We start from the raw sequence: 23914 nt of genomic DNA on the forward strand, positions 1-23914 counted from the left end.
AGTACTCCTAAATTGTTAATGATTTTAATTTGATTTCTTCTAAAATTTTATCTACAAATTTATCGAGAGGCATTACACCTATGTCACCTTTTTTATGTTGTCGTACCGATACCGCATTCGAATTACATTCTTTATCGCCCACCACCAACATGTACGATGCCTTCTTCATTTCCCACTCACGGATTTTATAATTTACTTTTTCGTTTCGATCGTCAAGCTCGACCCGGACATCTGCGTTTTTTAATGCTTGATACACTTTACGTGCATAATCTAAGTGAGAATCGGTAATCGGCAGTACGATGGCTTGCTGCGGTGATAACCAAGTTGGGAATGATCCAGAAAAATGCTCGGTAATAATTCCCATAAATCTTTCGAATGATCCGAAAATTGCACGATGAATTGCGACAGGTCTTTTACGGGAACCATCTTCAGCAACATATTCCAATTCAAAACGTTCAGGCAGCATTATAAAATCTAACTGGATTGTTGCAATTTGCCAATCCCTTCCCAACGCATCTTGGATTTGGACATCGATCTTGGGTCCGTAAAAAGCGCCATCCTTAGGTTTTAAAGTATATTTTATTTTGTTATGTTCAAGGGCTTTCATCAAACCTGATTCAGCTTCTTCCCAAAGTTTCGGATCTCCCATTGCACCTTCGGGTTTAGTTGAAAGGTTATAAACTGGTTTCAAACCAAAAATTGAATAAAATCGTTCGACTAAAATTATCAATGAATTTATTTCATCCAAAATCTGATCGGGTCGGCAATAGATATGCGCATCATCCATAGTGATTTGCCGTACCCTGAACATTCCACCAAGCGCACCTGAAATTTCGTTCCTGTGTAATCTTCCGATCTCGGAATATCTCAGAGGAAGATCTTTATAGCTTCTCATCCGATGACGATAAACGTATGTGCTTTCGGGACAATTCATCGGTTTCAAACTGAATGTCGCATCATCGTGATCGAAATAGAACATGTTTTCTTTATAATGCGCCCAATGTCCTGATTGTTCCCATAATTCTTTCTTAACTAAAATTGGTGTCGATATTTCCTGATACCCTGCACCATCGAGTTCGTATCTCAGAAATTTTTCGAGTTCGCGGAAAACAATCATTCCATTCGGAAGCCAGAATGGAGCACCGGGAGCTATATCGTGAAAAACGAATAGGTCGAGTTCTTTCCCTAATTTTCTATGATCTCTCCGCTTCGCTTCTTCGATGCGGAAGAGATATTCATCTAATTCTTTTTGAGTAGGAAATGAAATGCCGTAAATTCTCTGAAGCATTTTATTTTTTTCGTTCCCGCGCCAATAAGCACCTGCAACACTCAGAAGCTTTATCGCTTTCAATTTTCCCATCGAAGGTAAATGAGGACCTGCGCACAGATCGATGAATTTCCCTGAGTGGTAAAATGTGATGATTTGTCCTTTTAACTCTTCGAGAAGCTCAAGCTTATATGGATCATCTTTTTCTTTAAAATATGCGACGGCATCTTCCCACTTTTTTTCTTCTCTAACAATCTTGGAATCTACCTTCGATAGTTCCAACATCTTTTGTTCAATCTTCGAGAGATCATCTGGGGATAAAGTGTGACCGCCTAAATCGATGTCGTAATAAAATCCCGCATCGATCGATGGTCCAACGCCAAACTTTGCGCCGGGAAAGATTGCTTCAACTGCTTCCGCCATCAGATGCGCGGTACTGTGCCAATAGGTATCTTTTCCGCCTATATCATTCCATTTTAAAATTCTCACCTGAGAATCAGCGTTTATCGCCCTGACAAGATCCCAAACTTCCCCGTTCACTTCAATCGCAAGGGCATCACGAAGTAATCCGTTGCTGATACTCTTGGCAATATCTAATCCGGAGATACCTTTTGAGTATTCCCTAGTATTACCGTCAGGAAATTTTATTGTAATAGTTGTCATCATCATTTAAACAAAAAAATCGGATAAAATCCGATTTCAGAAAATAAATTCAATTTTATAAAATATCTGTTCTGAAATTTTCATTTCTCCTATTAATGTGGGCTCTATAGGATTTGAACCTATGACCTCTACCATGTCAAGGTAGCGCTCTAACCAACTGAGCTAAGAGCCCAAAATATTTTTTCCGAGTGCCGGGGATCGGAATCGAACCGACACTCCCCTTGCGGAGAACAGGATTTTAAGTCCTGTGCGTCTACCAGTTTCGCCACCCCGGCAATCTTTGTTCTTTGTCACCTGTTATTGGATGTCCTTTAAAAAAAAAAAAACACTTTACCAATAACTAATAATTAATCAAGAGGCGCCGGGCGGATTCGGACCGCCGCATAAAGGTTTTGCAGACCTCTCCCTTACCACTTGGGTACGGCGCCATTTTTATTTTTAAAAATAAGCCCCGCCGCCTGATGTAATGGGAGCAGCAGGGCGATTCTCTGTAACCATGATACGCTATCAATACTTAATAATCGCGTAATCAGATAAAATTGAGCGGGAAACGGGATTCGGACCCGCGACATTCACCTTGGCAAGGTGACGCTCTACCAACTGAGCTATTCCCGCAATTAATGCTGAATAATATACTGAAATTTTCATGCACACGCAAATAAAATTAATAGTTCACGTAGAATTTTTACAGAGCGGGTTAAATGCAACCATTTCCACCATTTAGAAGACCTGCTCTTTGTTTAATAACATCAAATCTATGTAGGATTTGGTGATGAATTGATCGTGTGAGATGTTGAATCTATCGATTAAATAATTCATTATTCCACTTGGTGTTTGATTATTATCCCCCATCGGTATCTCGAATTCTAAGAATGAACCTAGGTCTTTGACTTGATCGATGTGAATTCTGGTTGTTCCCAGCATGTACAACTTCCGCTTTTTCTCAACGACCGCGCGAATACCGTACGATGATGCCAATATTTCTTTAAGATCAGATGCATTGATAGTTTTGTATATATAAAAATTACTTCTTCTTTGAACTGAATCCTCTTCGCGATTGTAAAAAATCAATTCAGCATCTGAATCTGGGACTTCTCTCATCTTCAGTCGACCATTTGGAGAATTGAAATAAGTATCGGTTTGAATCAATACTCCGGTTTCATGTGCGCCAATTTCAATGGCAATATTTTCTGCAACTTGCAAATCATTAACGTGTGCTTTAATTTCGAGGTTTACCGGCATAGTAGAAATAATTTATCTATCGACTGATGCCAAGAATTTCGTATTCCAAAGTTCCGGCAGGTACCGGTACTTTGATTTTTTCTCCCTGAACTTTCCCCATCAATCCTTTGCCAATAGGAGAAGTAACTGAAATTTTATTTTTTTCAAAATCTGCTTCTTCAGGTGAAACGAGCAGATAGGTAACGGTTTCTTTTGTTTTTAAATCTTTTAATTTTACCGTTGAAAGAATATAAACTTTATCGTTTGGAAGATCTTTGCTTTCGATTATCCGGGTTCGAGAAAGAGTCTGTTCCAATTTTGAAATCCGCAACTCAAGATGCTGTTGCTCTTCTTTGGCTGCGTCATACTCAGCGTTCTCAGATAAATCGCCGTGACTGCGCGCTTCCTGAATTTTTTGAGCGACTTCAAGTCTTCCGTGTATTTTTAAATCGTGAAGTTCTTTTTCAATCTCAACTAAACGCTCGCGCGTAAGATAGACTGACCCGTTATTTTTATTTTCTTGCATAATAAAAACGTAAATGATATAACAATAGTTCGATAATAAATAGGTAGCAAAATGGAAGAAAAAAACAGCCATCACGCTTTGGGGTGATGGCTGTTGTATTCATTACTTGATTAAATCTACAACATGTAAATTAGAAAATCAAGTTTTATTTGTTTTGATCGAGTAAAATCAGATGTCCCAATTTATCTCTTTTTGTTTTTAGATAACGTTCATTATGTTCGTGTGGTTTTACTTCGATCGGTACCCGCTCAACGATATCAAGCTCATAACCGTGCAAACCAACCACTTTTTTAGGATTGTTTGTAATCAATCTCATTCGGCGAACACCAAGATCGCGAAGTATCTGCGCACCTATCCCGTAATCTCTCAAATCATCCCGGAAACCCAATTTCTCATTGGCTTCAACAGTGTCTAAACCGTCATCCTGCAAACGATATGCCCGCAATTTATTCAGCAATCCGATCCCTCTTCCCTCCTGCCGCATATAAAGGATAATACCATTTCCTTCCTTCTCTATCATTTTCAGGGAAGAGACCAGTTGATCGTTGCAATCGCATCGCATCGAACCGAATACATCACCGGTCAGACATTCCGAATGAACACGAACCAGCATAGGTTTCTCCGGATCAATATCACCTTTGACAAGCGCGACATGTTCTTTGCTATCGTTTTCGCTTTTGTAGAGATGGATTTTAAAAATACCATATTTGGATGGTAGTTGGGTTGAGGCGAGACGTTGAACTAACTTTTCCCGTTTCATCCTGTATTCGATTAAGTCTTGAACCGAGATGATTCGGATGTTGAATTCCTTTGATAATTTAATCAGATCAGGCACACGCGCCATGGCACCATCTTCATTCATGATTTCGCAAAGTACACCTGCAGGATATAAGCCGGCTATTTTACACAAATCGATGACAGCTTCTGTATGCCCAGCACGTCTAAGTATGCCACCTTCCATTGCTCGGAGCGGAAAGATATGACCGGGCCGAGCTAGATCGCTTGCCTTCGCATTTTGATTAATCAAAGTATGGACAGTTGCATTTCTATCGTGAGCAGAAACACCTGTTGTAGTACCGTGGATCGAATCGACTGAAACAGTGAAAGAAGTTTCGTGAAGCGAAGTATTGCTATCCACCATCATGTCGAGAGATAATTCCGCTGTCCTTTGCTCAGTCAGTGCCACGCAGATAATTCCTCTGCCATGTTTCGCTAGAAAATTTATCGCCGCAGGAGTGCATTTCTCTGCCGCGACAATAAAATCTCCTTCATTCTCGCGATCTTCATCGTCAACGACGATTATGATTTTACCGTTTTTTAAATCGGCTACCGCTTCGTCTATGCTATTAAATTTGAAATGATCTCTGCTCACAGTTCACTTTTATTTTTTTTTAATTAGTTTTTCCTACGCTATCACTTGTGCTTCGTACAACTGATGAGATAGCAGATTTTTCGATCTTTACTTTTACATTATCAGAAATTTGAACCAAAACAGTTTTATCTTCTAAGCCAACAACATTTCCGTGCATACCACCAACAGTGATAATCTTATCACCTTTTTGAACATCGTTTAGCATTTTATCTCTTTCTTTTTGTCTTTTCTGTTGTGGTCTCAATATCATAAAGTAAAATATCACAATGATCAAGCCGAACATAATTAGGGTGCTGAACATACCTCCACCCTGTCCCTGACCTTGTGGTGCCATCAAAATAATGTTATATAAATTCAATTTAATCTCCTTTAATGAATAAGTTTTTGTTTTGTTTAAAAATATTTATTGCTTATTTTCTTTAACTAATTTCTAAATTGCCCCATTTAGCCGTAGTAACTGCTTTTGTTTCCAATCCCTAAAATTTCCATCCATAATAAATTTCCGGGCACTATGCACTAACCATTGATAATAATAAAGATTATGGATGGTTGCAAGTTCCAACCCTAAAACTTCTTTGACGTTAAATAAGTGTCTGATGTACGATCTTGAGAAATTCTTGCAAGTATAGCATTCACATTCGGAATCAACAGGTCTTAAATCGTTTTTAAATTTTAGATTCGTGATATTCAGAGTACCGTTTCTCGTGAATAACTGCGCGTTTCTTCCATTGCGAGTCGGCAACACACAATCAAACATATCCACACCGCGATCAATTGCTTCTAGAATATTTTCCGGAGTTCCAACCCCCATCAAATACCGGGGTTTATTTTCCGGAAGTATCGAATTCGTTATTTCAATCATCTCATACATCATCTCGGCTGGTTCCCCAACCGCCAAACCTCCAATACCGTAACCATCAAAATTCATTTCTTTCAAAATGGATGCTGATTCCTTCCTTATCTCGGGAAAAACACTGCCTTGTACAATTCCGAATATCGACTGTGAATGGTTGTATAATTTTCCATTTGAATTGAAATATATTAAACATCTCTCAGCCCAACGCATACTTAAGCTGTTCGATTCTCTTGCGTAATCGTTAGTGCAAGGATACGGAGCACACTCATCGAGAACCATCATGATATCTGAACCTATTATACGCTGGATCTCTATCACTTTTTCAGGTGTGAATTGATGTGTCGATCCGTCGAGATGCGATTTGAACCGAACCCCTTCTTCCGCGATCTTTCTCAAATCAGACAAGCTGAACACCTGATACCCGCCGCTATCAGTCAGAATCGGTTTTCGCCAACTCATAAATTTATGTAATCCTCCTGCCTCAAACAGTACATCTGTGCCGGGTCTTAAGTACAAATGATAAGTATTACTTAGAATTATCTCCGCACCAATTTCTTCAATAGTTCTTTGAGCAATTGCTTTTACGGTGCCTTGAGTTCCAACCGGCATGAATGCAGGCGTAGTTATAGAACCATTATCAGTATGAATAATACCCGCGCGGGCATTTTCATCTTTCATTTCAAGAACGAATCTCACGCTTCTAATTTGCTATTTTTTTGATGGAAAAACAAATACAGCATTTATTATCTGCTGGTAATTGTAAGCAAACTTTTATTCCGGGTGCGAGATATGCAATAACAAAAACTATTCTTTATTCTGAGACAATTACACGTTTATTACGCTTTGCTAAAAAAATAACCAGTAACGCGGCTAATATACCACCGATTGTATCGGCTATTCCATCATAGAAATCAAGTGATCTGCCAGGGACTGTTCCTTGGTAAAGTTCGTCAAGTATCCCATAACCGACGACAATCATTACAGTAATTATCAACCGGCGCCAATTAATATCGTGCCGGTTTTGATAAGGTGTTAGCGCCCGATAGACAAACACTCCCAATACAAAAAACAAGAATATATGAATTAATTTATCGTACGTAAATATCCTCGATGATGGAAAATATTTTGACGGTATTGATGAACCGATAAAGATCAATAAAGCCCAGGCAATAGCCGGGAATTGATATCGTATGAAATGTTTAAAATGTATGCTCACAATCAGATATGCTTTTCAATATGAAGTAATGATTCCGGTATTAATGAGAGAAGGTCAAGAGCCATCAAACTCTTTTCACCGAATTTTATTTTGGCAAAGTCCCCCGCTAAACCGTGTAGATAAACTCCCGCAATTGCAGCATCATCCTGGCTGACACCCTGTGCCCATAGACCTCCAATTATACCAGTTAACACATCTCCCATTCCGGCAGATGCCATACCAGCATTGCCGGTTGAATTTATAAAAATTTTTCCATTATCCGATCCCGTAATTGTCGGTGCCCCTTTCAGAACGCATGTCAATTTAAATTGTTTGGTGATATCTCTTACAACTTGAGGACGATTTCTATTTATTTCATCCGTGGTTAAACCTGTTAATCTTGAAAATTCCCCGGTGTGAGGTGTAATAATAAAATTAGAAGCTGCATGATTCTTTAAGATTGATAATTTTTCGGAAATATTATTCAAGCCATCGGCATCTAAAAGAAGCGGTTTCTTCCATGATGAGACTATTTTCCAAATCAATTCTGCCGATTCCGGGTTTCTCGAAAATCCTGGTCCGCAAATAACTATATCAGCCCATTGGGAATATTTATCGATAAAGTTATACGCATCTAAACTTAACGTTCCGTACTCAGTCTCAGGAAGCGGTTCAACCATCACCTCAGTCATTTTTCTCCCCAGTATCGGATAAACCGATTTGGGTGTTCCAAGAATCACCGATCCTGCTCCTGCGCGCATCGCTGCCCGTGCCGTTAATGCTGCAGCTCCTGTCATCCCGCGTGATCCTGCTAAAAGTATTATTTTCCCTACCGAATGTTTATGCGCGTTGAAACGCCGTCTTGGCAACAATTTTTTTACATCATCAATTCCAACAATGAAATTATTTGGTTCAACTGTTTTAATAATTTCATCCGGTAAAGATATATCAATTACATCAACCTTACCGGCGTATTCTCTTCCATCGCCGATGGTTAAACCGATTTTTTTAAATCCCATTGTTGCCGTATCTGATGCGGTGACTGCATTGTTTCCAATTGTTCCTGTATCCGCATCGATGCCCGAAGGAATATCAATACTTATTTTTTTCTCCGGGCGGTTATTGATCCATTGTATCACTCCGAGTTGAGGTTCGCATACTTTCCCTTTAAATCCAGTACCAAAAAGTGCATCAATAATGAAATCTGCTTTGGGGAGCATGGATATTTTTTTCTTACTGTAATCTTGCAGTAGTTTCAGCTTCTTTGTGGTTCCATACTTTCGTTCTATAGTCGATAATGTGAGATAATTTGTTTTCGCATCTCCTTTCAATTCACTCGATTTTCCAATCAAAACGGTTACAACCATCCCACCCCGGACAAAAAGATGCCTGGCAATAACAAAGCCATCGCCGCCATTGTTTCCTTTCCCACACACCACAATAAACTTTTTCCCCAGAACGGGGCCGTATCTTTTTTCTATCAAATCAACGGTACCTCTCCCGGCATTCTCCATTAAGATTAAACCGGGAATTTTCAACGTGTTAATCGCGTAGCGATCACACTGTTGCATCTGTGAAGATGTTAAAACAATTTCCACAAAACTAAGGAATCTGATTTATGATGGAAAGGATAGAACTTGGATAAACACCAATTCCGGTTATGAATATAATTATTGCGATGAGAACGAGATAGCTCAACTGAGATACTTTAGCAGGTAGAATCTCTTCTCCTCCTTTAAAATACATAACAACAACAAGTCTTAGATAATAATAGACCGAGATTACACTTGTCAGAACGCCAAGAATTGCCAGCCACGTTAAATTAGAATTAACTGCTGAGATGAAGATATAATATTTTCCGAAGAATCCGGCGAATGGCGGAATCCCGGCGAGTGAGAACATCAAGACAGATAATATCGCGGCAAGTGCAGGTTTTTTTGTTCCAAGTCCTTTGTAATCGTCGAATGAAAGATTTTTTTCCTCACCTGTTTCAAGCATAGAAATTACACCGAACGCGCCCACGTTCATCAACATATAAGATAGCAGATAAAATAAAATTCCATCTCGTCCTAATTGGTTAGCTGCAGCCAAACCGCTGAGCATATAACCTGCATGGGCAATGCTTGAATATGCGAGCATTCTTTTGACATTGTTTTGTGAGATTGCAATTATGTTACCGACTATCATTGATAACGCGGAGAGTAGAATCAAGACTGTTTTGATTTCCGGTGATGTTGAATTGATGAACAAAACAACGAACGCGGAAAACGCCGCCGCTTTTGCGCCCGTAGCCATGAAACCGGATATCGGGGTTGGTGAACCTTGATACACATCCGGTACCCACATATGAAAAGGAACTGCACCTACTTTGAATGCAAGTCCGATTAATATCAATCCGATTCCAACCGACATGAAGTATGAATTACTAATGTTTGTTAAATTTTGGACAATTATGTCGATATTAGTCGATCCCGTTGCGCCGTACACCAAAGCAATTCCATATAAAAGAAAACTTGTGGCAAAAGCTCCAAGTAAAAAATATTTTAATGCCGCCTCGTTAGATAATTGACGGTTGCGGAAGAATCCTGCTAATACATAAAGACAAATCGACATCAATTCTAAACCGATGAATAATAATATTAAATCGGCGGCAGATGCCATTAACATCATTCCGATTGTCGAGAATATTATCAGCAGATAAAATTCACCGATCTTTGATTGTTGGTAATTTAAATATTCCTTGGAAAAGATTATCGTAAATAATGCTGCAGAACAAAATATAATTGAAAAATAACTGCTGTATCCTCCGATTATAATCATCGAATTTAAAACTGTACCTCTCAACGGCATGGTTACTATAGCGAGATAAGAGGTTACAAACAAACCGATTATACTTATCCAATAACTCAGCCGCTCGCTCTGCTTCACCAATGCTTCGGTGAGCAAAACGATTAGCGATACGATTGTAAGAGAAATTAATGGCGCTATTGCAAAAAGTTCAGAGCTTAGTATGTTCATTGCTTTTACAAATGTCTGTTAAATGTTTTGATAAATTAGGGATTTTTTGTGAAAGAAACAAGAATAACACTTAGAATCCACAAGTCTGCACCGTAATAATTGTGTTCAAATATTACTTCCCGAAAGATGTGGTTAATCGAAATCGTGGTAACTTTCGGGAAGTTAATTATTGCAAAACATACCTCACCTCACTCCCCTCCTTTGTATGTCCCGAAGCGATTATAAAGAGAGGAGACGAAAGGAATGGTAAAAATATCATTATGACTTAAATATGGTTCAGGTATATTTTGCTTGCATCTTTAATAGAAATGGTATATCTTAATTATATGAACAATTGCAAAACAAAAATATTATTTATCATATCTTCAATTGTGTTTTTGTTTTTTGCTCTTTCATGGCAAGTTCAAATTGTCCATACTGCTTCCCATTCAACAATTTTACAAATATCTTCAATTGAAACATCTACACGGTCGGATTCCCCTGTCCCTGTACCAAAATTATTAGCAAAGAGACCCAGACCATCTGTAATTAAAGTTGAAATACAATCCGGCATAATAAGAATTCCGGATCAATTTGCTAGAGTAGAAAAATTTGTCATTATCAAAACAGCAAACCTTTATCATTTAAAGCCACAATTCTCCTTTGTAAGATATCTTCCCCGCGATCCGCCGTTAGCGTAGTTCCCTTAAGTATCACCATAACTCGATCTTTTTAAGCAATATTGAAGTTTTAGTATAAAACTAAATACTAAAAATCTCTTGCTTTTATATTTATTTCTTTTTCAAAAACGGAGAACTACAATGAAAACGAATGAAAAACATGTTGAGCCAAATCAGCAGAAAATTGATGAAGGCACTCCCATCCAATTAATAATTTTACTTATCATCATTTTGTTATCTATTTCGGGGATCATCTTAAAATCAATTGGACTTTTTTAATTCTGAATTAGAAGTAAATCGATTAGAAAAGAGGACCATTCTAATCAATTTTAAGACACAAGATGCATGGGTGTCACTTTCAGAAATGAATCACTTGGTGGACTATGGAAAGTGACACCTATTGCACGGTAGACATTAAAAGATAATATGAATTTAGTGACTAAATTGAAAGAGTGAACGTTTATCGTGCATTTTAATATAGGTTGTAGCTAAAATTTTACTGTAAATTAATAATCTGTTTGTAAGATTGGATTTTCATCACTAAAAATTTTATATTCGCACATGAATGTAGCACCTGTAATCGTCTTCGTTGGAATACTTATTTTTCTAGCCCATCTTTTCGCGGGAATTTTTAGAAGAACAAAGATCCCTGATGTTTTATTTCTTTTCATAATAGGTTTAGTATTAGGACCGGTTTTAAGCATTGTGACACCTGATAAATTTGGTGCTGTTGGTTCGATTTTTACTACCATCACTCTTGTAATAATACTATTCGAAGGCGGGATCAGCATTCCTTTTGATAGCATTCGATTTGCAATTCGCGGGGCGCTGCCGCTTACAATACTTAATTTCTTCGCTACAATGATTGCGTTTGGTTTTATCGGAGTAATATTCAGTGAACTCGATTTGATGAAATCCTTGATGCTCGGTGCAATGGTGGGCGGTACATCTTCTGCTATTGTAATTCCTCTAGTACGACAACTTTCAATGCATGAGAATTCAAGATCAATTCTCGTTCTTGAATCAGCCATCAGCGATGTCCTATGCATTGTGGTTGTGCTCGGTTTCCTTGAGGCGATGAGATTTGGTGAATTACAATTAGGTTTGATGATAGGTAAGATGATTGCATCTTTTTTGTTGGCTATAATTTTAGGAGGCTTTGGTGCATTCGTTTGGTCGTTAATATTACATAAAGTTAGGACATTGCAGAATTCATTATTCTTAACTCCGGCATTTGTTTTTATAGTTTTTGGCATTGTTGAATTATTAGGTTATAGCGGAGCCATTTCATCCTTGGCGTTTGGTTTTACAATCGCAAATATCAATCTCGTAAAAATACCTTTATTGAAGAAATATATTTCTAAAGAACCAATCTCATTGAACGAGCCGGAGAAACTATTTGAGGCGGAGATTGTTTTTTTGTTGAAAACATTTTTCTTCGTTTATATTGGATTATCGATTCAATTCTTAAATGTTGGGTGGATAATTTTCGGACTACTTTTAACTATCGCGTTGTTCGCATTGAGAGTTCCTGTAGTGAAATATTCTATATCCAAAGCGACACCTGTAAGCGATGTTCGACTAATGTCTGTTATAGTTCCCAAAGGATTGGCTGCAGCAGTCTTAGCATCACTTCCATTTCAACAAGGAATCGAAGGTGGAGAGTTTATCCAAAATATCACCTATATAGTCATACTCTTCAGCGTGATATTTACATCAGTCATGATTGTTTTAATTAATAATCCGGCAATAAAAAAATATTACAATACTTATTTTAAAAACTTTCATATATCCTCAGATACAAATACCGAAAATTCTGAACTATAGAAATTATACAATAGGAATAATCTTATGCCTCAGATAGACTTGAAAACATTTGAAAAGAATATTATCGTCCGTCCCTTGCAGATTCGAGATTATAATGATGTGGTTGAAATACAACTTAACTGTTTTCCCGGAATGATACCATGGTCAATGGAACAATTTGAAAGCCAACTTTCAATATTTGGAGAAGGACAATTAGGTGTTGAATATCAAAATCGATTAATAGCTTCTTCGAGCAGTCTTGTTCTCGATTTTGAGTTATATGCTTCATGGCATAACTGGAAAGAGATCGCTGACGCAGGATACATCAGAAACCATGATCCGAAAGGTAATACACTATATGGCATAGAGATAATGGTTGATCCTGAGTTCAGGGGACTAAAACTAGCGCGCAGATTGTATCACGCAAGGAAAACGCTTGCAAAAGAAATGAATTTAATGCGGATAATTATTGGTGGACGAATACCTGGTTACGGACAATATGCCGACCAGATGTCTGCACGAGAATATGTTGATAAAGTTATTGATAAGATTCTTATCGATCCGGTTTTAACAACACAACTTTCAAACGGTTTTATTCTTAAACGCCTTATTCCCAATTACCTTACTTCCGATAAGGAATCAAAAGGATATGCCACATTTCTAGAGTGGACAAATATCGATTATGTACCTGATACAACGCGAAAATATATGCCCATTGCACCAGTTAGAATTTGTGCAGTTCAATTTCAGATGCGTTTAGTTGAAAACTTTGATGCTTTTGCAAAACAATGTGAATACTTTGTTGATGTTGCTTCTGATTACCGAAGTGATTTTGTACTTTTTCCTGAAATATTTACGCTACAGTTACTTTCATTCTTACCACCATTACGTCCTGCTCTTGCGATGAGAAAACTTTCTGAATATACACCCAATTATCTTGAGTTGTTCACAAAGCTCGCCGTCAAGTATGATGTGAATATAATTGGTGGCTCCCATTACACGGTTGAGGATGATAATTTATACAATATCTCATATCTTTTTCGTCGTGATGGAACTATTGGTAAGCAATATAAATTACACATAACGCCTAACGAACAGCGATGGTGGGGTGTTAAGCCCGGAAATTCGATTGAGGTCTTCGATACTGATAAGGGGAAAATATCAATTCAAATCTGCTATGACATTGAATTTCCTGAGGTAAGTAGAATTGCTGTTGAAAAAGGGGCACAAATAATTTTTGTTCCATTTAGTACCGATGAAAGATACGCTTACCTGAGAGTTCGTTATTGCGCTCAAGCAAGATGTATCGAAAACCATGTCTATGTAGCAATGGCTGGTACCGTAGGTAATCTTCCATCTGTAGAAAACATGGATATACAATATGCCCAATCAGCGATTTTCACTCCGTCCGATATCCCTTTTACTCGCGATGCAATTCAATCAGAAGCAACCCCAAATATTGAAACCGTCATAATAGACGATGTTGATTTAGAATTGTTAAAATCACACCGTCAAACCGGAAGTGTTCTTAATTGGAAAGATCGAAGAATAGATTTATACGAAATAAATTTTAAAAAAGAATAATCTAAATAATAAAGATGAAAGATACATCTTGTTTAAACAAACGAATTAAAATGCAAGTTTAATAAAGGATATAATGTATAAACTTGAAAAAATACTGTGCCCGACAGATTTTTCTGCAAGCTCACTTGATGCAATCCGTTTTGCGATCCATGCCACTGAACGGTTAAAGGGAACAATTACCTTACTTTTTGTTGACGGATATTTTACAACTGCCCCGGGATATTTTATGCAGAGTGAACAACAACGACTTGAGCATCACAAAGTCATTGAGGAATTGGCTCATAATAAATTTTCTGAGATTGTTCAGACCCTTCAATTAGACAAAGACCGTACTAATTTCCTGATCCGCTCCGGAACGCCTTATATTGAAATTATCAACGAAGCTGAAACAAATGGATATTCAGCAGTCGTACTTTCAACTCTTGGATTGGGACGCTCCTCCCCGCATCTCATAGGAAGGACTGCGGAACGTGTGGTTCGGCTCATACGAACTCCAATATTTACTGTAGGTCCTCAAAACACAATATTGATTCCTAAAATTACAACCATATTATGTTCCACAGATTTTTCCGAGTACGGAAATTATGCTCTCCCCTATGCAATCTCGATTGCACAGCAATACTCTGCAAGACTCTTCTTGGTACATATTGCAGATATCTCTTTTACTCACCCTGAACGATTGATGGATAAATTTCCAGATCTGAATATATATCATGACAATGCGAATGATGTTTTCATAGAAAAGATAATCGATAAAGATATTGAACCGGAGAATGCAATTGTACGATTAGCACAAGAATATGAGGCAGATCTTATTGTAATGGGAACACATGGTGCGCGCGGAATGCGAAGAGTTCAAATAGGAAACACTACCGAAGAGGTTGTTCGTCGTGTGAGTGTACCGGTACTTACCGTCACTCATCCGGTGCATAAGGTTGTATTCCGAAACCGTTTCGGTGAATATCAACAATAACAAGATTTATTTATATATCATTTCTATCATCATTCAGAACAATACTTATAAGATGTGAAATCTAATATGCGATTTCTTGCATACTAATCATTATTAGTCTGTAAAGAACAACAACCAAATGATAAAGAGTATAGGAAGCAATATTGGAACAGCATACTTCAATATATATCCACCAAAGCTCGGAGTTTTTACGCCTGATTGTTCGGCTATAGATTTTACCATGAAGTTTGGTCCATTCCCGATGTATGTACCAGCCCCGAAGAATACAGCCGCTATCGAAATTGCTTTTAGATAAATGGCATGATTTCCGATTAAGTAACTTACCTGTATATCGGACAGTGGAACATTTCCTGTTGCAACCAGATCGGAATGATATTTCATTAACACTGCAAATGTGTTTTTAATTTCGTCACTGTGAGCACCTGCAATATTCGCTATATCGGCACCCCTCGTCGTTATTAGGTGCTGAACTTGAGCGACGATGTTTTGATCGACAAATAAACCAATTGCCGCGCTGAGGTAGTTAAGGTATGTTGGAGCGTTATCTAAAAAGCCCGAAAGTATCCCTGTCCCCCAATAAAATTGTCCTGCTGATGTGATGCCGATTTTTGCCGCGTTCAGTTCCAACCAATCAAGCGCCGGAACCATTGTGGCAAAAATTCCTAAAAATAAAATCGCCACCTCTTTAATCGGGATGAAGTTGAAATCGTTTTTCTTGTGAATTTCTTTCTTCGTCATCTTGTAAGAGCCGACTGCCGCAATCACCATCAAAAACTCGCGTAAGAAAATCGGCTTCTGAATGAAAACCGAGGCGAGTATAACCAGCAGAAAAAATATGTTGTGCAATCCGCTGACTTCCGCTTCTTCATGCAACTCAGATTCAGGAACACGATCAATGCTGTGCTCGAACTTCCAAAAACTTATATAATCGATTGCAAGAAATACAAGTAAAATTATACTAATTGCAATTGCCCAAATATGCCATACAGCAGCCAGTACCCAGAAGAACGGAACACCTTTTAAATAACCAAGAAACAAAGGCGGATCTCCTATAGGTGTAAGCGCGCCTCCCATATTACTGACAATGAAAATAAAAAACACGATATGAAATGGTCGCAGCCGGTATCTGTTTACTCGCAGATATGGTCTGATTAAAATCATCGAAGCACCGGTAGTACCTAAAAAGTTTGATGCTATAGCTCCGATTGCTAGTAATGTAACATTCGCAACCGGTGTCGACTTACCTTTGATACGAATATGAATGCCACCCGCTACAACAAATAAAGATCCTATTAAAATGATGAAGCTCAGGTATTCAATGCCGGTATAGAGCATTCTAGCCGCATTCTGCAAGAAAAAGAGGTAATAAATGACTGAAATTGCCCCTAAAACGATTGAAACGTGAGGATAGTACCTTTCCCACCAATGCCGGTTAATAAACGGTATAATCGCAATTGAGAGCAATAGAAGAACAAACGGTATGATCATCCAGGGACTTACCGCAACTACCTCGTAACCTTCATTCGCATAAACTGATAATGAACTTAAAACGAAGAGAAGAGCTAGTGAGGTAATTCTTTTGATCATTTAGAGGATCATTTCCCCTGAGAATCCGCGGGTACTGTTTGCTGAACAGAAGGCGGTAACACCGGAAGCGGTTTTTGAGTAGCTATTGAAACGATTTGTTTTGTTGTTGACGCAGATTGATGAAGAAAGGTATTTGGATAAATTCCGATCCAGACGATAAACAGCAACACAGGTACAAGTACTGCAATTTCACGTTTCGAAAGATCAAGAAGATTCTGGTTGAGCGGATTCGTGACTTTGCCGAATATCACTCGCTGGTACATCCACAATAGATATACTGCAGCAAATATAACTCCGGTCGCCGCAAAAATAGTAAACCACTGATTCAGATATGGCGATTGAAACGAGCCAAGCAGAATAAGAAACTCACCAACGAATCCGTTAAGTCCCGGTAACCCGATTGACGAAAGTGAAATGATCATAAAAAATGTAGAAAAGATAGGCATCACTTTCGCAATTCCTCCGAATTCCGAAATCTCGCGAGTGTGCCTGCGTTCGTAAATCATCCCGACAATTAAGAAGAGCGCTCCTGTGGATAATCCATGATTGATCGTCTGAATGATCGCACCTTGAATTCCTTCTTCTGTCAAAGCAAAAATACCGAGTACAACAAAACCTAAATGACTGACGGAAGAATATGCCACGAGTTTTTTAATATCGGTTTGTACCATGGAGACGAGCGCGCCATAGATAATTCCAATCACCGCAAGGCCAGCAATGTACGGCATAAACTCCAATGTCGCTTGCGGAAATAGCGGGATAGAAAATCTTAACAATCCGTAAGTCCCCATCTTCAATAAAACACCTGCAAGAATGACACTGCCAGCTGTTGGGGCTTCAACGTGCGCATCGGGTAACCATGTGTGGAACGGGAACAACGGAACCTTGATTGCAAAACTCAAAGTGAATGCGAGAAACATCCATGATTGAATCGCAAGCGGAATAGTTGGACCTATCCTGTAAAGCTGGAGGAGATCCGTCGTGAATTGTCCGTTCGGTTGTGTTGATGCATAGTATCCAAGCCATATAATAGCGATCAACATCAATAAACTTCCGAACATGGTGTAAATGAAAAATTTTATCGCGGCATAAATGCGATTGCCACCACCCCAGATACCGATAATAAAATACATCGGAATCAACATCGCTTCCCAAAAAATATAAAAGAGGGCTAAATCGAGTGAGCAAAATACACCGAGCATGCCTGTTTCGAGAAGAAGAATCATCATCGTGTACTCTTTGATACTTTTCTCAATCGAATTCCACGATGATAGCAGCGCAATCGGGGTTAAAAATGTCGTCAACATTAAGAGTAGAATCGACAAACCATCAATACCAACGTTGTAAGAAATGTTTAACGAAGGAATCCATGGAACTTTATGCAGAAATTGAATTCCGGGATTTGATGGATCGAAATTGAAATAAAGCAATAGCGAAAGTACGAACGTAAGTAAACTAATCACCATCCCCGATACTTTGATCGCATTAACTCTGTCACGGTTGAAAATCAAGAGTAAAGCAGTACCAACGAGCGGTAAGAAGATGATATATGTTAAAAGATTCGCCATTATTGTATTTCTAAATTCTGAATAGTTTAAATATTACTTGAATATTATTATCCACAAGATTACTACGATGCCAATTATAAAAGCGAAAGCATAATTTTGAACCACGCCGCTCTGGATTTTCCTCAATCCGCCGCTGATGAAACCGATCAACTTCGCCGAACCGTTCACCATCCCATCGATTATATTGACATCGAAACCTTTCCATAAAAGTTTTTCCGATCCGACCTTTATCGGCTTAACGATTGTATATTCGTATATCTCATCGATAAAATATTTGTTCCAGAGAAGATTATAAAATTTCTTCATCGCTATTGTAAGGTTCTCCACCACTTCAGGTTTCGAAAGATACCAACGTCGCGCGAGCAAAATACCTACGATACCTGCGAGGACTGAGAGAGCCATCAATAGATATTCTACAAAAAGATTTGCCTCGTGTCCGTGCAACAATTTCGATGTTGCCGGTTCGAAAATCGGTTCTAACCATTGCTCAATCGCATTACCGCCGCCCAGAGCATGCGGAATACCTACAAATCCACCAACTATCGATAAAAACGCAAGTATGATTAATGGAACTGTCATTACTCTCGGTGACTCATGTGGATGTTTATCGTGACCGTATCGTTCTTTACCTTCGAAGGTCAACGTAACTAATCGGAACATATAGAAAGCTGTTAATCCGGCTGTAATCCATCCGATAATCCAGAATGCGGGCGAACCCTGACTGAACGCTTTCCACAATATTTCATCCTTACTAAAAAAACCGGACAAAGGTGGAATACCGGCAATAGCAAACGCAGCTACAACAAAAGTTTTGTAGGTAGTGGGCATCTTAGATTTCAGTCCACCCATCTTTTGAATATCCTGCTCATCGTGCATGGCGTGAATAACAGCCCCCGCACCTAAAAAGAGTAGAGCTTTGAAAAATGCATGTGTCATCACATGGAATATGCCTGCCGAAAATGCACCAACACCCAAACCGAGGAACATATAACCTAACTGTGAGATGGTAGAATATGCGAGAACTTTTTTGATATCATTCTGTACCAGGCCCATTGTCGCTGCAAAAAATGCTGTAGCCAAACCAACAATGGCAACAACTTCCATCGAGATTGGTGCCAGCGCATACAAGACGGAACATCTCGCTACCATGTAAACACCTGCAGTTACCATAGTTGCAGCATGAATTAGCGCACTAACGGGTGTTGGACCAGCCATCGCATCGGGTAACCAAATGAATAACGGTATCTGAGCCGATTTACCTGTGGCACCCAAAAATAACAATAACGTAATCCACATGATTGTGCTGTCTCCCGTCATAATCATTGAGGATGCTCTTGAAAATACATCAGTGAAAGTAAGTGTTCCAAAAACTTTAAAAATAAGAAACATGGCGATGAGGAAACCAAAATCACCGATTCGGTTCACCACGAATGCTTTTTTAGCGGCATCGTTTGTGGTTGCCTCTCCGGTTTTATATCCACCGGTATCGAATTTCCTATCATGCCAAAAACCGATTAAGAGATATGAACATAGCCCAACTCCCTCCCATCCAAGAAACATCAGAAGAAAATTATTCGCGAGGATGAGATTAAGCATCATGAAAATGAACAAATTCAGATATGCAAAGAATCTCCATAAACCTTTATCTCCATGCATATATCCGATCGAATAAACATGGATTAAAAATCCGACACCTGTAACAACAAGCGTCATTAGTATCGAAAGTTGATCTATCTGGTACGCGGCTGAAACATTCAGCGATCCGGCAACTATCCATTGAAATACTGTTATAATGTGTGACCGTTCTTCGACGGGTGATTTGAGCATCTCAAGAAAAATCGATAGCGCAATGAGGAACGATAGACCAACAGCGCCGCTGCCGATGATGCCACTGAGCTTTTCGGAATTTATCTTCTTACCCATCAATCCATTGATGAGAAAACCGATAAAAGGAAGAAGAACTATGTAAGGAGCTAAATTATACATATTTGATTTCGGATTTCGGATTTTCGAATTCGGATTTTATACGAAACCAAAATTCGCAATCCGCAATTTTATTTCACCATTTCATAATATTAATTTCATCTATATTCACTGTCATTTTATTTCTGAATATAGATATAACAATTGCTAGACCGACCGCGGCTTCTGCCGCCGCAACAGCCATTACGAAAAATACAAGTATCTGCCCGGCCGGATTTCCAAGAAAAGCTGAAAATGCTACCAGTGTAAGGTTCACCGAATTCAGCATCATCTCGATACAAATAAAAACTATTATCGCGTTTCTGCGTGTAAGAACACCTACAATACCGATACTGAATAAAATTGCGCTTAGTGCCAGATAGTAATTCAGCGGTATTTCTGTCAATGTGAAATTCATTTGAATTTTTTCTTTGCTAAGACTACAACACCAACTATCGCCGCCAGCAGGAGGATCGAAACTGCTTCGAACGGCAGTAAATAATTTTGGAATAAGGTAGCGCCGATCGCTTCGACCGTGCCGATCTTGAATGCATCCGGAGATTGCCGTATCGGGTGTAGATTCGGCGGAAGAATGATACCGACAATCAATTCCAGCAGGATAACTCCCGACAAAATATATGCGATTGTTTTTCTGAAATTCACCTTCTCCTTGAGAAGAGATTCATCGCCAAGATTAAGCAGCATGATCACAAAAAGAAACAGAACCATGATTGCCCCGGCATACACTAAGATTTGAATGATTGCGATAAACTGAGCGTGAAGCAGAAGATAGATCACCGCGAGGCAGAAAAAATTCACAATCATGAAAAGAACACTCTTAATGGGATTTTTTTGGATCACCATCAAAACAGCGGATGCAACCGCGGCCACTGCAATCAGAATAAATATGATAACTTCAATGTTCATTTAGGTTATTGTAAATAGAAAAATTCTTTCGAAGATAACAATTTTCAAACAATTTTCAAAAGAAATAATAGTGTAGTGCGATTTGCGGCAGCGGTAATATTGTTCCATCGTTGAAGAAGGTGAACAATAATTCACCGCTCAGGTGTAATGGTTCTAATTTATTCAATTCACCGCCTATTCCCAATCCGAACCTGATTGGAGCTGATAGCTGGTTTTCCGATCGTCCCCTGTAAAAATATCCAAGCGCTCCGGCTCCAAAAAAGCGGGTCGTTTCTCCCCGTACGAAATCATACTGCAGTTCAGTTCCGACATTCAGTAAGGTTTGATTATCGGCTTTAATTACACCTCCGATAATTTGATATGAAAAATCTCCGGGCAAATGATGACGAAAGCTCAGTCCGAAACCGCTTGCTAATCCACCTGCGAGTCCTACACCGAACACAGACTGTTCAATCGCCTCGGTTGTTTGTGCCGGCTCAGCAACCTGAGCATGCAGAGAATTATATAAAATGAATGTTGATAATATTAATAAAGATATCTTCATGTAATTCTTCCTTCTCATTTCGATTTGACGAGTAACCATAATTCCTTGATCGAGGGGCGCTTTCCGTACGATAAAATAGTTGTCCGGAATATTTTCCCAGCCACCCAGATGGCAGCAACCGACGAAACCACTAAAAGCGTAACAGTTGAAATAATTTCCAATGTTGATGGCATTTGAATCGGAATTCTCACCGCCATCATCGATGCTGTTAAGAATGGGATATAAGACAATATTTTCGATAAGGTTGATTCAGGATTTTGAATAATCATTATTGCAAGCATGATTGGTATAATCAATACTATGACCAAATAACCTGTTACCTGCTGGGCTTCTTGCTCAGTGGATAATGGCGCGCCTGCCGCAACAAAAATTGCCGCATAAAATATATAGCCGAGAATAAAATAAACCAGAAGAAGCGCGGCACCAGCAAGAGGTATCATTGTAACGGAAAATTTTAAGCTCGCGATAATTCCTATTAATGCCCAGAATCCGATCTGTGTTAATCCCAGGGCGCTTAATCCTAAAATCTTTCCTGCCATCAGGTGATTTGCGGGGCTTGACGACATGAGCACCTCGACTACCCTATTCGATTTTTCTTCTAACATACTGCGAACAAGAAGCTGCCCTGAAGTCATGATCAAGAAAAACATCATCATCATGAAAATATATGACGACATGAAGATTTTTTCGAATCCTCCCTCTTCTTCTTTCCCGCTCTTTGTTAATTTGATCGACTTTAAATCAATTGTTGCAGTTATTTCTTTGACGATAGATGGATTAAGTCCTCTTTCCGTTGCCTTTTTCTCCATTACAACGTCTTTTAGTGCCCGTTCCAGCCGACTTGTTACCTTTATATTCCCTGCATTTTTGGAACGGTAATCCACAACGCTGTCCGTAAGGATATTTTTTTTCAATATCAAATATCCTTCGATCATCTCGTCTATTACCATCTTATCTGCCCTGCGCTTCGCATCTTCCAAATCTCCCACTGATGTAATCGGTATTTGATGAAGCAGATAATTTGGTTGTCCGTTTGGTAATTTATAACGCGATTCAAGGGTTTTAGTTAATGGCACTTCGAAATTTCCGGTTTCATCAATTATTCCGATGACTACACTTTCAGTATCAGGTCTGCTCATAAGCAACGATGGAACAATTCCGGCTCCTAACATTATCAACGGAGTCAAAAAAAGAGAAATTAAAAAAGATTTGGATTTTATTTTTTCAATATATTCCCACTTGGCAACCGCGAATGCTTTTTTCATACCGACTCCTCAGATTGCCCATCCGATTTTTTAGTACCTACCATTTTCAAGAAGATTGAATTTAGCGATGGCTCAGTATTTTCGAATTTTCTGATATCGAGTAGTTGAGAAATATCTCTTAAGACTGTGTGAGGTTTTATTGAATCGGCTAAAACAAGTTCCGCATAATTATCGTACAATTGAACCGCGGAAAATGCCGGATGCATCGATAGGAACTTCGGATCTCCGTCGAATTCAATCCTGACAGTGTTGCTGCCGTAACTGCCCTTCACATCTGTGAGGGCACCTTCTAGGACAACTTTGCCTTTGTTGATAAGACAAATATTATCGCATAATTTTTCTGCCTGATCCATTTGATGAGTTGAAAATATCACCGCTTTGCCTTGATGTTTCATCTCAAGCATTATATCTTTTAGAATAATTTGATTGACCGGATCAAGTCCTGAGAATGGCTCATCTAAAATCACAAGTTCAGGTTCATGAATCACCGATGTAATGAATTGGACTTTTTGCTGATTACCCTTTGAAAGCTCTTCGATTTTTCTATCGTACGCAGTCAACAGATCGAATCTCTCAAGCCATTTATATGCGCGGCGCTTCCCTTCCGCAGTATCAATTCCTTTCAGACTCGCGAAGTAAAGAATCGTATTCAATAATTTATTTTTCCGGTATAATCCTCTCTCCTCGGGCAGGTAACCTAAACGATCGCGTATTTCCTCGCTAAAATGTTTTCCGTCGAATAAAATTTCCCCAGAATCCGGTTGGGTTATATTTAAGATCATCCTGATCGAAGTGGTTTTACCGGCTCCGTTTGGTCCCAGTAGACCGAGAATTTCTCCCCTTTTGGCTTCCAGAGAAACACCATCAACTGCTACAACTGTTGCGAACTCTTTCCGAATATCGATAGTAGTTAACATATCC

Annotated in this window: 22 protein-coding genes and 4 tRNA genes; 4 read left to right on the forward strand and 22 right to left on the reverse strand. The window is 38.9% G+C overall.

What is annotated here, in order from left to right; translation table 11 throughout:
- Positions 1-7: 7 nt before the first annotated feature.
- The 14 genes from thrS to HZB59_06590 all read right to left on the reverse strand — a co-directional run bounded on the left by thrS (position 8) and on the right by HZB59_06590 (position 10671).
- Complete coding sequence (gene thrS, locus HZB59_06525; GenBank protein MBI5021074.1) at positions 8-1930, reverse strand: threonine--tRNA ligase; 1923 nt, start codon at positions 1928-1930, stop codon at positions 8-10.
- 98 nt (positions 1931-2028) lie between these two features.
- Positions 2029-2102, reverse strand: a tRNA-Val gene (locus HZB59_06530).
- 17 nt (positions 2103-2119) lie between these two features.
- Positions 2120-2205, reverse strand: a tRNA-Leu gene (locus HZB59_06535).
- A gap of 81 nt (positions 2206-2286) precedes the next feature.
- Positions 2287-2358: transfer RNA gene (locus HZB59_06540), tRNA-Cys, on the reverse strand.
- 114 nt (positions 2359-2472) lie between these two features.
- A tRNA-Gly gene (locus tag HZB59_06545) sits at positions 2473-2545 on the reverse strand.
- A gap of 105 nt (positions 2546-2650) precedes the next feature.
- On the reverse strand, positions 2651-3172 hold the full coding sequence (locus HZB59_06550) for a class IV adenylate cyclase (GenBank protein ID MBI5021075.1): 522 nt from the start codon (positions 3170-3172) through the stop codon (positions 2651-2653).
- A gap of 16 nt (positions 3173-3188) precedes the next feature.
- Positions 3189-3677: a transcription elongation factor GreA gene (gene greA / locus HZB59_06555; GenBank protein MBI5021076.1), complete on the reverse strand. Its 489-nt coding sequence runs from the start codon at positions 3675-3677 to the stop codon at positions 3189-3191.
- Between the two features lie 145 nt (positions 3678-3822).
- A complete protein-coding gene (locus tag HZB59_06560; GenBank protein ID MBI5021077.1) occupies positions 3823-5049 on the reverse strand; it encodes a bifunctional 3,4-dihydroxy-2-butanone-4-phosphate synthase/GTP cyclohydrolase II in 1227 nt (408 codons plus the stop codon).
- Positions 5050-5068: 19 nt separating this feature from the next.
- Positions 5069-5383 carry a preprotein translocase subunit YajC gene (yajC, locus tag HZB59_06565; GenBank protein ID MBI5021078.1) on the reverse strand — a complete coding sequence of 105 codons (315 nt, stop codon included), beginning with the start codon at positions 5381-5383 and terminating at the stop codon, positions 5069-5071.
- A gap of 96 nt (positions 5384-5479) precedes the next feature.
- On the reverse strand, positions 5480-6601 hold the full coding sequence (tgt, locus tag HZB59_06570) for a tRNA guanosine(34) transglycosylase Tgt (GenBank protein ID MBI5021079.1): 1122 nt from the start codon (positions 6599-6601) through the stop codon (positions 5480-5482).
- Positions 6602-6716: 115 nt separating this feature from the next.
- Positions 6717-7121: a VanZ family protein gene (vanZ, locus tag HZB59_06575; GenBank protein ID MBI5021080.1), complete on the reverse strand. Its 405-nt coding sequence runs from the start codon at positions 7119-7121 to the stop codon at positions 6717-6719.
- Between the two features lie 2 nt (positions 7122-7123).
- On the reverse strand, positions 7124-8671 hold the full coding sequence (locus tag HZB59_06580; GenBank protein ID MBI5021081.1) for an NAD(P)H-hydrate dehydratase: 1548 nt from the start codon (positions 8669-8671) through the stop codon (positions 7124-7126).
- 31 nt (positions 8672-8702) lie between these two features.
- Positions 8703-10118, reverse strand: a complete 1416-nt coding sequence (locus HZB59_06585; protein MBI5021082.1) for an NADH-quinone oxidoreductase subunit N — start codon at positions 10116-10118, stop codon at positions 8703-8705.
- A gap of 403 nt (positions 10119-10521) precedes the next feature.
- Positions 10522-10671, reverse strand: a complete 150-nt coding sequence (locus HZB59_06590; protein ID MBI5021083.1) for a hypothetical protein — start codon at positions 10669-10671, stop codon at positions 10522-10524.
- Between the two features lie 247 nt (positions 10672-10918).
- Here HZB59_06590 and HZB59_06595 point away from each other — a divergent pair, with 247 nt between their 5' ends.
- The 4 genes from HZB59_06595 (at position 10919) to HZB59_06610 (ending at position 15140) form a co-directional block, all read left to right on the forward strand.
- Positions 10919-11056: a hypothetical protein gene (locus tag HZB59_06595; protein ID MBI5021084.1), complete on the forward strand. Its 138-nt coding sequence runs from the start codon at positions 10919-10921 to the stop codon at positions 11054-11056.
- 282 nt (positions 11057-11338) lie between these two features.
- Entirely contained in the window at positions 11339-12604 is a 1266-nt protein-coding gene (locus tag HZB59_06600) for a cation:proton antiporter (GenBank protein ID MBI5021085.1), read from the forward strand.
- A gap of 24 nt (positions 12605-12628) precedes the next feature.
- Entirely contained in the window at positions 12629-14167 is a 1539-nt protein-coding gene (locus tag HZB59_06605; GenBank protein MBI5021086.1) for a GNAT family N-acetyltransferase, read from the forward strand.
- Positions 14168-14240: 73 nt separating this feature from the next.
- A complete protein-coding gene (locus HZB59_06610; protein MBI5021087.1) occupies positions 14241-15140 on the forward strand; it encodes a universal stress protein in 900 nt (299 codons plus the stop codon).
- Positions 15141-15233: 93 nt separating this feature from the next.
- Here the strand turns inward: HZB59_06610 and HZB59_06615 are convergent, their stop codons facing one another.
- The 8 genes from HZB59_06615 to HZB59_06650 form a co-directional block, all read right to left on the reverse strand.
- On the reverse strand, positions 15234-16727 hold the full coding sequence (locus tag HZB59_06615) for a sodium:proton antiporter (GenBank protein ID MBI5021088.1): 1494 nt from the start codon (positions 16725-16727) through the stop codon (positions 15234-15236).
- Positions 16728-16735: 8 nt separating this feature from the next.
- On the reverse strand, positions 16736-18295 hold the full coding sequence (locus HZB59_06620; GenBank protein ID MBI5021089.1) for an NADH-quinone oxidoreductase subunit M: 1560 nt from the start codon (positions 18293-18295) through the stop codon (positions 16736-16738).
- A gap of 33 nt (positions 18296-18328) precedes the next feature.
- The gene (nuoL, locus tag HZB59_06625) at positions 18329-20281 is read right to left on the reverse strand and encodes an NADH-quinone oxidoreductase subunit L (protein MBI5021090.1); all 1953 of its coding nucleotides are present in this window, start codon (positions 20279-20281) and stop codon (positions 18329-18331) included.
- A gap of 73 nt (positions 20282-20354) precedes the next feature.
- Entirely contained in the window at positions 20355-20675 is a 321-nt protein-coding gene (gene nuoK, locus HZB59_06630) for an NADH-quinone oxidoreductase subunit NuoK (GenBank protein MBI5021091.1), read from the reverse strand.
- Positions 20672-21157, reverse strand: coding sequence for an NADH-quinone oxidoreductase subunit J (locus HZB59_06635; GenBank protein ID MBI5021092.1), 486 nt, complete (start codon positions 21155-21157; stop codon positions 20672-20674). Before HZB59_06635 ends, nuoK begins: the two co-directional genes overlap by 4 nt.
- An 82-nt stretch (positions 21158-21239) precedes the next feature.
- Positions 21240-21728: a hypothetical protein gene (locus tag HZB59_06640; GenBank protein MBI5021093.1), complete on the reverse strand. Its 489-nt coding sequence runs from the start codon at positions 21726-21728 to the stop codon at positions 21240-21242.
- A gap of 14 nt (positions 21729-21742) precedes the next feature.
- Positions 21743-22993 (reverse strand): ABC transporter permease, encoded by a 1251-nt coding sequence (locus HZB59_06645; protein MBI5021094.1) that lies wholly within the window; start codon positions 22991-22993, stop codon positions 21743-21745.
- Positions 22990-23910: an ATP-binding cassette domain-containing protein gene (locus tag HZB59_06650; GenBank protein MBI5021095.1), complete on the reverse strand. Its 921-nt coding sequence runs from the start codon at positions 23908-23910 to the stop codon at positions 22990-22992. The genes HZB59_06645 and HZB59_06650 overlap by 4 nt, the downstream gene beginning before the upstream one ends.
- Between the last annotated feature and the right edge of the window lie 4 nt (positions 23911-23914).

Source organism: Ignavibacteriales bacterium (genome assembly GCA_016214905.1).
Taxonomy (GTDB): Bacteria; Bacteroidota; Ignavibacteria; order UBA10030; family SZUA-254; genus PNNN01.

Coding starts and splice junctions, on each gene's coding strand:
- HZB59_06580 (MBI5021081.1), bottom strand. CDS start 8,671: ATGCAACAGTGTGATCGCTACGCGATTAACACGTTGAAAATTCCCGGT.
- HZB59_06640 (MBI5021093.1), bottom strand. CDS start 21,728: ATGAAGATATCTTTATTAATATTATCAACATTCATTTTATATAATTCT.
- HZB59_06550 (MBI5021075.1), bottom strand. CDS start 3,172: ATGCCGGTAAACCTCGAAATTAAAGCACACGTTAATGATTTGCAAGTT.
- HZB59_06610 (MBI5021087.1), top strand. CDS start 14,241: ATGTATAAACTTGAAAAAATACTGTGCCCGACAGATTTTTCTGCAAGC.
- HZB59_06605 (MBI5021086.1), top strand. CDS start 12,629: ATGCCTCAGATAGACTTGAAAACATTTGAAAAGAATATTATCGTCCGT.
- HZB59_06590 (MBI5021083.1), bottom strand. CDS start 10,671: ATGCCGGATTGTATTTCAACTTTAATTACAGATGGTCTGGGTCTCTTT.
- thrS (MBI5021074.1), bottom strand. CDS start 1,930: ATGACAACTATTACAATAAAATTTCCTGACGGTAATACTAGGGAATAC.
- HZB59_06620 (MBI5021089.1), bottom strand. CDS start 18,295: ATGGCGAATCTTTTAACATATATCATCTTCTTACCGCTCGTTGGTACT.
- HZB59_06585 (MBI5021082.1), bottom strand. CDS start 10,118: ATGAACATACTAAGCTCTGAACTTTTTGCAATAGCGCCATTAATTTCT.
- HZB59_06645 (MBI5021094.1), bottom strand. CDS start 22,993: ATGAAAAAAGCATTCGCGGTTGCCAAGTGGGAATATATTGAAAAAATA.
- HZB59_06600 (MBI5021085.1), top strand. CDS start 11,339: ATGAATGTAGCACCTGTAATCGTCTTCGTTGGAATACTTATTTTTCTA.
- greA (MBI5021076.1), bottom strand. CDS start 3,677: ATGCAAGAAAATAAAAATAACGGGTCAGTCTATCTTACGCGCGAGCGT.
- HZB59_06615 (MBI5021088.1), bottom strand. CDS start 16,727: ATGATCAAAAGAATTACCTCACTAGCTCTTCTCTTCGTTTTAAGTTCA.
- nuoK (MBI5021091.1), bottom strand. CDS start 20,675: ATGAATTTCACATTGACAGAAATACCGCTGAATTACTATCTGGCACTA.
- HZB59_06650 (MBI5021095.1), bottom strand. CDS start 23,910: ATGTTAACTACTATCGATATTCGGAAAGAGTTCGCAACAGTTGTAGCA.
- HZB59_06595 (MBI5021084.1), top strand. CDS start 10,919: ATGAAAACGAATGAAAAACATGTTGAGCCAAATCAGCAGAAAATTGAT.
- yajC (MBI5021078.1), bottom strand. CDS start 5,383: ATGGCACCACAAGGTCAGGGACAGGGTGGAGGTATGTTCAGCACCCTA.
- nuoL (MBI5021090.1), bottom strand. CDS start 20,281: ATGTATAATTTAGCTCCTTACATAGTTCTTCTTCCTTTTATCGGTTTT.